Source organism: Enterobacter sp. Ag1 (assembly GCA_000277545.1).
Classification (GTDB): Bacteria; Pseudomonadota; Gammaproteobacteria; order Enterobacterales; family Enterobacteriaceae; genus Cedecea.
The window spans coordinates 21,136-29,657 of the sequence record AKXM01000053.1 but is presented as its reverse complement, the minus strand read 5'-3'; the positions used below and the strand labels follow the sequence as shown (position 1 = coordinate 29,657).

The window sequence follows — 8,522 nt, the reverse complement described above, 5'->3', positions numbered from 1 at the left end:
CTGGGAGATAAAATGGAGGTTTGCCGCTCACGCGGTCGATTTATTTGGCCGGGAGTCCGGGTTCTTAGGGGAGTGACGGTGGCTCCCCTAAGACGTTCACTGGTGCGGTGGCTGAGGTCGAAGCTGTACTTGAGGTGAACGGAACCTCCTGAACACCAATTAACCGCTACACCGTACTACGCTCGCTCACCGCCTCAACCGGCGCAGTTGCCGTCGCCTGATTCGCCTGTTGTTCCTCGCGGAATTTCAGGTTATCCCAGACCCGGAAGAACGGGTAATACATCACCAGCGAGATAGCCAGGTTCACAATCTGCAGAATCGAGCCGGAAACATGGCCGCCTGTCGCTAAATAGCCGCTGACGATAATCGGCGTGGTGAACGGCAGCGCAATCCCCGCAGGCGGCGCTACCAGACCTGTTGCCATCGCCGTGTAGGAGACAATCACCAGCACCACCGGGGTCAAAATAAACGGCACCACCAGGTACGGGTTCATCACCAGAGGAATGCCAAACACCATCGGTTCGCTGATGTTAAACAGGCTGCCCGGTGCGGCAATTTTACCCAGCTGCTTCATTTGCACACTGCGGCTGCGGATCAGCATAAAGATCACCAGACCTAACAGCGCCCCGGTGCCGCCAGGGGCGATCCACAGGTCATAGAACTGCTGGGTAATGATGTGCGGGATAGGCAGGCCGTTCTGGAATGCCGCCAGGTTCTCGGACATATTGGTCAGCCAGACCGGGCGGATAAACACCAGCACGATGGTGTCGCCGTGCAGGCCGAGCGTCCACAGAATACCAATCAGGATCACCGACACGATCATTCCCGGTAACGAGCCGCCAATGTGGCTCATCGGAATGCCGACCAGATCGGTGATCATGGTGTTGATGTCACCAAACGGCGTGGCTTCCACCAGCAGGCGAAGCGCCAGCACCACGGCCAACACGCAAAAACCCGGCACCAGCGCGAGGAACGATTTTGCTACCGCAGGCGGCACGCCCTCCGGCATGCGGATCACCAGATTACGGTTGCTGATAAACCGGTAAATTTCGGTAGAAAGCAGGGCGATCAGAATGGCGACAAACAGCCCCTGGCTACCAATTTGCCCCATGGGCAGCACGCCCTTCACAAACTCAGCGGGCCCCCCGGACGGCGGAGTGAACATGATGTTCTGCGGGATGGTCATGATAAAGGCTACCAGCGACACCGCCCCGGCGGTGAGCGGGTCGATGGTGCGGTATTTTTCGGCCAGACGATAGGCGATCCCGAAACTCGAAATAATCGCCATGATGTCATAGGTCGCTTTGACCGGATAAAGCAGCTTGGTCTGCCACGTGGCACCAAACAGATCGGTCATTAGCTGGGGGTAACCCGGCACCGGCAGATAGGCGAAAATCAGGAAGAACGAGCCAATCAGCATGAAAGGCATGTTCAGAATGATCCCGTCGCGGACGGAAAGCACGTGCTTTTGCCCGGCGATTTTCAGCGCCACGGGCAGCACATATTTTTCAAGAAACGATTTCTTTGCGGACACGGTTACCCCTGTCCCGGCGCATGGCCGGGCATTATTGTTATTGATTTCTGTTGTGGGGTGGACGTAAAGCATCGCCCACCGGTAAGCGGCGCTAATTGAACTGCGGCAGCCACGCCTTGTTGCTTGCAAGCACTTCATCGAGCAACGCCTGAGCGATATTCACGTCAGCCACCAGCGGGTTCGCTATCAGGGCCAGGAGCGCCTGCTGTTTATCGCCGTGGACCGCCGCTTCAATCGTCAGTCGTTCAAAGTCTTTCACCTGCTGGGTCAGGCCATTCATCAGGGGAGGAAGTTTGCCGAATGCCAGCGGATGGGCCCCCAGCGCGTCGATCACGCAGTTGGTTTCAATCACCGCGTCGTCCGGCAGCCCCTGAATAGCGCCGTTGTTGGCGGTATTCACCACCATCTGCTTGCCGAGGTTATTGTGCAGGGCGTCGATAAGCTCCAGGGCCACTTCGGAATAGAACGAGCCACCGCGCTGGCTCAACTGCTCCGGCTTTTTGTCGAGCTGCGGGTTGGCGTACAGCTCAAACAGCTCGGCCTCGACTTTCATTACCTGTTCGGCGCGGGTGCCTTTCCCGTTCGCCGCATCCGCCAGCTCGTCTTTGAGCATGGTGCGGGTTTGCCAGAAATAGCGGTGGTACGGGCAAGGGATCGCTTTCAGGGCTCGCAGCAGGGCTGGCGGCCACGGAATCGCTTTGATGTTGTTCATCGACAACTGCTCGCCATCGCACAACATCTCAATCACCTCGGCGGTCGCGTCCCTCCCATCGGCAATCACCTCGTGCACCCACACCATGTGGTTGAGCCCGGCGAAGCGCAGCGTGACTTTGTCGTAAGGCAGTTGGAGCATGTCAGCGATGGTGTGGTGCATGGTCACCGGCACGTTGCACAGGCCAACAATGTTGGCGGCGCTGTAGCGGGAAACTGCCTCGGTGACGATCCCCGCCGGGTTGGTGAAATTAATAATCCACGCATTCGGGGCCAGGCGCTCCACGCGTTTAGCAATGTCCAGCATCACCGGAATAGTACGCAGTGCTTTTGCAAAACCACCGACGCCGGTGGTCTCCTGGCCTAGCAGTTCGTGGCTGAGGCCCAGGCGTTCGTCGGCGGCGCGAGCGGGCAGTTGCCCCACGCGAAGCTGGGTCAGCACAAAGCTGGAACCCACAATCGCAGCGTCTGGTTCGTAATGCACCGTCACTTTGACCTGCTCCAGCCCTTTGCTATCGAACATGCGGCGAGCCAGCGCGGCGATGATTTCAACCTTCTGGCGGCCCGCTTCTACATCCACCAGCGCCAGCTCCGTCATCGGCAGGGCGGCATGGCGCAGAATCAGGCCTTCAATCAGTTCCGGGGTGTAGCTGCTGCCCCCGCCCACAACGGTAATTTTCATTGGTTTCTCCCGGTTATCAGGCCATCAGAGTTATGGCTTTATCCAGCACGCGGTCGCCGCGCATGGTGCCGTAATCCATCATGTCGATCACCGCCACGGGTTTGCCGAGAGGAGCCGAAAGCTCGGAAAGGCGGGCCAGTTCGAACTGCACCTGAGGGCCGAGCAGCACCACGTCGGCGCTCTGCAGGTGACTTTCAATTTCGGCCACAGACACCGCGTCAATTTGAATGTCCAGGGCGCGTTTTGTGGCCTCGGCGCGCATTTTTTGCACCAGCATGCTGGTGGACATCCCTGCGGCACAACACAACATGATCTTTTTCATTACCTTTATCCTTCAAATTGAAAACGTGTTTCAAACAACAGTGCGTTTATTCAGCATGTATGAAAATTATTTTCATGACCGTGATCTGCGTTGGATTATTGGTTTCCCGAATGTTAAAGGAATAACAAGACTTTTACGGAGGAGGGTGAAACGGCGGCAAGGCATCGCGGCAAAGTTAATTGAAAAATAATTTCAACGCATTATGATGATTTATCCGCCTGTGACGCAGACACAAGGAACCTTTCAGCGATGGATATTGTTTATCACCTGGTCCATGGGTTAGCCGACTCTTCTCCCCAGGAAACGCGGCTGGCCCGCTTTTTTCTGGAGAATTTCTTCCAGCTACCGGATGCCACCATGGAGCAGCTGGCGGCGCGCGCGGGTGTCAGTCAGGCCACGCTCCAGCAGTTCGCGCGCACCATCGGCTGCAGCGATATGAATGATTTCCTCGGCCAGGTTCGCCACCAGCAGCACGACAGCCGGGTACAGGATTTGCTGGCAGCGCCGTCTCAACTGCTGGGGGATGCCGCCTGGGTGGATAATGACACGCTGCAGTTTCTGGCCAACCGGGGCGGCGTGGCGAAAGACGTGCTGGAACGCTTTTCTCATTCCATAGGGCGGGATGCTGAGGGCGACATTATCAGCCGGATCCGCCAGCGGCTGGCGGAGTTCAGCCAGCAGGAAGCCAGAGTTGCGCAGGCTATTTTGCACGATCCGGGCTTTGCGTCGTCGGCGACAATCGACCAGCTTGCCCAGGCGGCGGGCGTCAGTCCGGCCACTATCACGCGCTTTGCCAGAGCCGCAGGCTGCGACGATATTCGTGATCTACGCATGAAGCTGGCGCAGGCCAGCACCGCCATACCGGGTAGCGAGCTACCGGCTTCCTGGCAACAGCGGTTGAGCGGCATCCAGCAGGCGCTAACTCAGCAACTGGAAACGCTTCCGGAAGCTAATGTTTCGCGCGCCGTTTTGCTGCTGAAGCAAGCGAAAGCGATTCATATTTTCAGCGCAGGCGCGGCAGACACGCCTTTTGCCAGCCTTTTGCAGTACCGCCTGCTGACGCAGGGCCAGCCCGCCAGCGTCTGTTATGATCCTGCCCTGATGAGCTTCACCGCCTCAATGCTGAATCGCGAGCAGGCGATGATCGTCTTTGCCAGCTCGACGCCGGACAGCACCTTGTTAGCGGCCGTGCAGCAGGCCAGGCGGCAGGGCGCAGCCATCGTTATGGTGACGAAAGATCCCGCCAGCGTGGGGCAGGCCGGTGACGTCTGGCTGCCTCCCGGGGAAGGGCATTACGGCGCATTATTGATTGTTGACCTGCTTTGCGATGGGCTTGCCGCCCCCGGCGATGAGCGCGCGATCTGAGTTTTGACGTCAAGGCCGCTTAACCCCCACACAAAGTGTCGTTTTTTGCTATACCTGAAAGGCTTATACCCACAAACAGGATCAAACGATGCGGAGCAAAACGTATTTTAAAGTGGCTTGTCTGGCAGGTTTATTAGCGCTGGCGGGGTGTGCTTCAAAAACCACCGCGCCGGAAAAATACTCTGGGTTTCTAAAAGATTACTCCGGTCTGCAGGAGACAAAATCAGCTACCGGTAAAACCGTTATGCGCTGGGTTGACCCGAACTTCAAACCCGGCAACTACGACAGCCTGGTCTACAATCCGGTGATCTACTACCCGACGCCAAGGCCCACGACCCAAATAGGCCAGAACACGCTGGATGGTCTGCTGGCGTACACCAACACCAAATTAAAAGCCGCGGCGGCGCAGCGGAAACCGCTGGTCACGACGCCAGGCCCGCACAGCCTTATTTTCCGGGGCGCGATCACCGGCGTGGACAGCAGCAAAGAAGGGCTGCAGTTCTATGAGGTGATCCCGATTGCGATGGTTGTCGCAGGCACGCAAATGGCCACCGGGCACCGCACCATGAATACCGATCTCTATTTCGAAGGCGAACTGATTGATGCGGCAACCAATAAACCCGTTTTACGCGTGGTCCGTAAGGGCGAAGGGAAAACGCTCAGCAACGAAAATGCAAAAGTCACCGTCGATACCCTGAAACAGGTTGTGGATGATTTGGCCACCGATGCCACGATGTTTGACGTGCCGAATAAATAACCTTTTTTGCAAACAAAAACCGCAGCCCTGAACAAGCTGCGGTTTTTTATTACGCCAGCTTTCTCCGCCACGGCAGCCACTGTTCCGGCTTAGCAAACATCACCAGGTTACCCAGCAGGATCATCGCCAGCCCAAGCACGGCGTTCGCGTGCCAGACGTACCCTTCGTAAAGCGTCGACAGCGTCAGCGCCACCAGCGGGAAGAGCAGCGTACTGTAGGCGGCCTGGCTCGCCCCGATGCGGCCTACCAGGGTGAAATAGGCCCCAAAGGCTATCACCGAACCAAAAATCGCCAGATAAAGCAGCGAGCCAATGTAGCGCACGGTGAAATCCGGCATAAACGATTCGCCGCTCGCCAGCGCCACGACGCCCATAATTGCGGTGCCGTAAAACATCGCATAGGTATTGGTGGACAGCGTTTCCAGGCCCCGGCCTTGATGGCGGGCACTGATCATATTCCCCAGAGAAAAACCAAAGGTGCCGAGCGCGCTAAGGCCGATGCCGATCAGCAGCGAAGGCGCCAGTTGTGTGGCGGCAAGACTGTGCCAGAACAGGGCCACGATGCCGGCAATGCCCAGCGCGGCGGCGGGCAATACGCGGGGAGACGGTTTCTTGCGGAAGAACAGAAAATTGTTGAAGGCGTTGAACAGCACCGCCATCGAGAAGATCACCGACTCCAGACCGGAGCTGATATAGGCCGCCGCGTGATAAAAACAGAAGAAGTTGAAGCCGAACACGCACGCGCCCTGCAGGACGCAAAACAGGTGGTCTTTGAGCCCGATACGCTTCAGGCGACCCAGCGCGAGCAGCACAACAAGCATCACCACGGCCGCCACGGCAAAGCGCCAGAAAATAGACACGGGAACTGAAACGACCCCCTGTTGCATGTAAATGGCAATCCAGGTCGTTCCCCAAATCACCACCACCAGAATATAAAGCAAAGCGTTCATTGTTGTTCTCGTCAGTCAAAACCAGATGACGAGTCTCCTTTTTTTTCCGCTCTGCGACTTTCATCCGGGCCAGCGACTTGCATATTCTTGCGGTTTTTTTTCACGGCGGCAGTGGCGACGGCGGCGCGCAGTCCTTACACTAGCCATTATGTTCCAGAAGCCGACTCCCGCTATGACCGCGCCATACCACGCCTTTGAAAACCTGCAGCAGCACAAAGCCCGCCTGAACGGCAGCGTTCAGCTTGGCTCAGGGATTCAGCTGGCCGCCTGGTCCAACGGAAATGACTGCATTACCCAGCGCTGCGATCACCACACGCTGAGCCTGTACGTGACCGAAGGGTACGAAACGTATCAAAAAACGAGCTCAGGCTGGCGCAACGGCGGCGGCCCGGATCGCTTCTGCATTATGCCGGAAGACAGCGAATCAACCTGGGACGTGCGGGATGACTTCTCGTTTGTGCACCTGTACTGCACCGACGAGCATTTGAAAGAGATTGCCGCGCAGATTTGGGACCGCAGCCCGGCGGCCATCAACCTTGATGAAAAAACCTTTGCCGACGACCCGCGCATAACCCAGCTTTATCGTCACTTTCTGCTGAGCAGCGACTGGCAGCAGCGGGCTAATCACCTGACGCTAAGCACGGCCTCTACGCTGCTGTTGACGCATCTGGTGCAGCATTACAGCAGCGTGCAGTGGAAACTGCCGACGGTGCGCGGCGGGCTGGCGCCGGCGGTACTGCGCAATGCCCAGGCGTATATCGAGCAGAACCTGAGTGAGGCGCTGACCCTGGGTGAACTTGCCCGGCTGGCGGATCTCAGCGAATACCACTTTGCACGTATGTTTAAACAGTCTACCGGCCTGGCGCCACATCAGTACGTGATGCAGCGCAGAATGGCAAAGGCGGAAATACTGGTTCGTCAGGGAAAACTGCCGTTGACGGAGATCGCGATGGCCTGCGGGTTTAGTTCGCCCAGCCACTTCAGCACCCGCTTTAAAAGCGTCTTTGGCGCAACGCCCTCGCAGCTACGCGCGCTTCAGCCTTGAAAGGGCGGCGTAGCAAATCCCCCCGGCGATCACCCCCCAAAATGCAGAGCTGACGCCCAGCAGATTGACGCCTGAGGCGGTCACCAGAAACGTCACGACGGCGGCGTCTCTGTCGCGCTCGTGGTTCAGCGCCTGATGCAGGCTTCCGGCAATGGTGCCCAGCAGGGCCAGCCCTGCGAGAGTATGGATCCAGGCGAGCGGCAGCGCCGTCAGCAGCGTCGAGATCGCCCCGCCAAACACGCCGGCCAATAAGTAAAATACCCCAGCAGCAGCGGCGGCAAGCCAGCGTTTGTCTTTGTCGGGATGGGCTTCCGCACTCTGGCAAATGGCGGCGGTGATGGCGGCGATGCAAACCGAAAATACCCCGAATGGTGCCAGCAGCAGGGCTATTAACGCCGTTACGACAATCAGCGGTGAAACCGGGACTTTGTAGCCGGAGGCCGCCAGCGTGGCGACGCCGGGGGCGTTTTGCGAGGCCATGGTCACCAGGAAGAAGGGTACGCCGATGCCCAGCAGGCTGGCGAGGCTAAATGAGGGGGCGATGAATTCCGGCACCACGACAGAAACCGGGACGTTCCCGGCGTGAAGCTCGCCGCTGATAAAGCAAATCAGCAGACCAACCAGCATGGCGACAACCACGGCATAGCGCGGGGCAAACACCTTCGCCAGCAGCCAGCCGGTCAGCATACTGATGCACAGTAAGAAGTGACCCTGTAACGATGTGAAAGTGTCGAGGCCAAACCGCAGTAAAACCCCGGCCAGCATGGCGGCGGAGAGCGTAGACGGGATCAGGCGCATCAGCCTGGCGAACAGCCCGGTGAGGCCGCAGATCAGGATCAGCCCAGAGGCGAAAATAAAAATGCCCACCGCCTCGTTCAGGCTGTAGCCCGGCAGGCTGGTGGCCAGCAGCGCCGCGCCCGGCGTGGACCAGGCTGTGAGTATTGGCGCGCGATACCACAGCGTTAACCCCAGCGTGCTGATGCCCATCGCCAGGCCCAGCATTGTCAGCCAGCCAGCGATTTGGTGCGGGCTGGCACCTGCGGCATCTGCGGCCTGCCAGATAATGGCGGCGGAGCTGGCATAGCCGACCAGGACGGCAACAAAACCGGCCAGAACGGTGGGGAACGGGGGCAGAGAAAGGCGCATGGTTGGCTCGC

Annotated in this window: 8 protein-coding genes; 3 read left to right on the top strand and 5 right to left on the bottom strand. The window is 58.3% G+C overall.

Annotated features, from left to right (window positions below):
• Positions 1–166: 166 nt before the first annotated feature.
• The 3 genes from celB to A936_RS19270 all read right to left on the bottom strand — a co-directional run bounded on the left by celB (position 167) and on the right by A936_RS19270 (position 3,249).
• The gene (gene celB, locus A936_RS19280) at positions 167–1,534 is read right to left on the bottom strand and encodes a PTS cellobiose transporter subunit IIC (RefSeq protein ID WP_008460739.1); all 1,368 of its coding nucleotides are present in this window, start codon (positions 1,532–1,534) and stop codon (positions 167–169) included.
• Positions 1,535–1,625: 91 nt separating this feature from the next.
• On the bottom strand, positions 1,626–2,927 hold the full coding sequence (locus A936_RS19275; protein ID WP_008460738.1) for a 6-phospho-beta-glucosidase: 1,302 nt from the start codon (positions 2,925–2,927) through the stop codon (positions 1,626–1,628).
• A gap of 16 nt (positions 2,928–2,943) precedes the next feature.
• Complete coding sequence (locus A936_RS19270; RefSeq protein ID WP_008460736.1) at positions 2,944–3,249, bottom strand: PTS sugar transporter subunit IIB; 306 nt, start codon at positions 3,247–3,249, stop codon at positions 2,944–2,946.
• A 249-nt stretch (positions 3,250–3,498) separates the two neighbouring features.
• Here A936_RS19270 and A936_RS19265 point away from each other — a divergent pair, with 249 nt between their 5' ends.
• Together A936_RS19265 and A936_RS19260 are read left to right on the top strand one after the other, a co-directional pair.
• Entirely contained in the window at positions 3,499–4,614 is a 1,116-nt protein-coding gene (locus A936_RS19265) for a MurR/RpiR family transcriptional regulator (protein WP_008460735.1), read from the top strand.
• Positions 4,615–4,702: 88 nt separating this feature from the next.
• Entirely contained in the window at positions 4,703–5,371 is a 669-nt protein-coding gene (locus A936_RS19260; RefSeq protein WP_008460733.1) for a DUF3313 domain-containing protein, read from the top strand.
• Positions 5,372–5,420: 49 nt separating this feature from the next.
• On the opposite strand, the gene A936_RS19255 is transcribed toward A936_RS19260, so the two are convergent.
• On the bottom strand, positions 5,421–6,320 hold the full coding sequence (locus A936_RS19255) for a DMT family transporter (protein WP_008460731.1): 900 nt from the start codon (positions 6,318–6,320) through the stop codon (positions 5,421–5,423).
• Between the two features lie 172 nt (positions 6,321–6,492).
• Between A936_RS19255 and A936_RS19250 the strand changes: the two genes are divergently transcribed.
• A complete protein-coding gene (locus A936_RS19250; protein WP_008460730.1) occupies positions 6,493–7,365 on the top strand; it encodes a helix-turn-helix domain-containing protein in 873 nt (290 codons plus the stop codon).
• Here A936_RS19250 and A936_RS19245 read toward each other — a convergent pair.
• A complete protein-coding gene (locus tag A936_RS19245; protein ID WP_008460729.1) occupies positions 7,345–8,511 on the bottom strand; it encodes a benzoate/H(+) symporter BenE family transporter in 1,167 nt (388 codons plus the stop codon). The genes A936_RS19250 and A936_RS19245 overlap by 21 nt on opposite strands.
• Positions 8,512–8,522 lie beyond the last annotated feature (11 nt).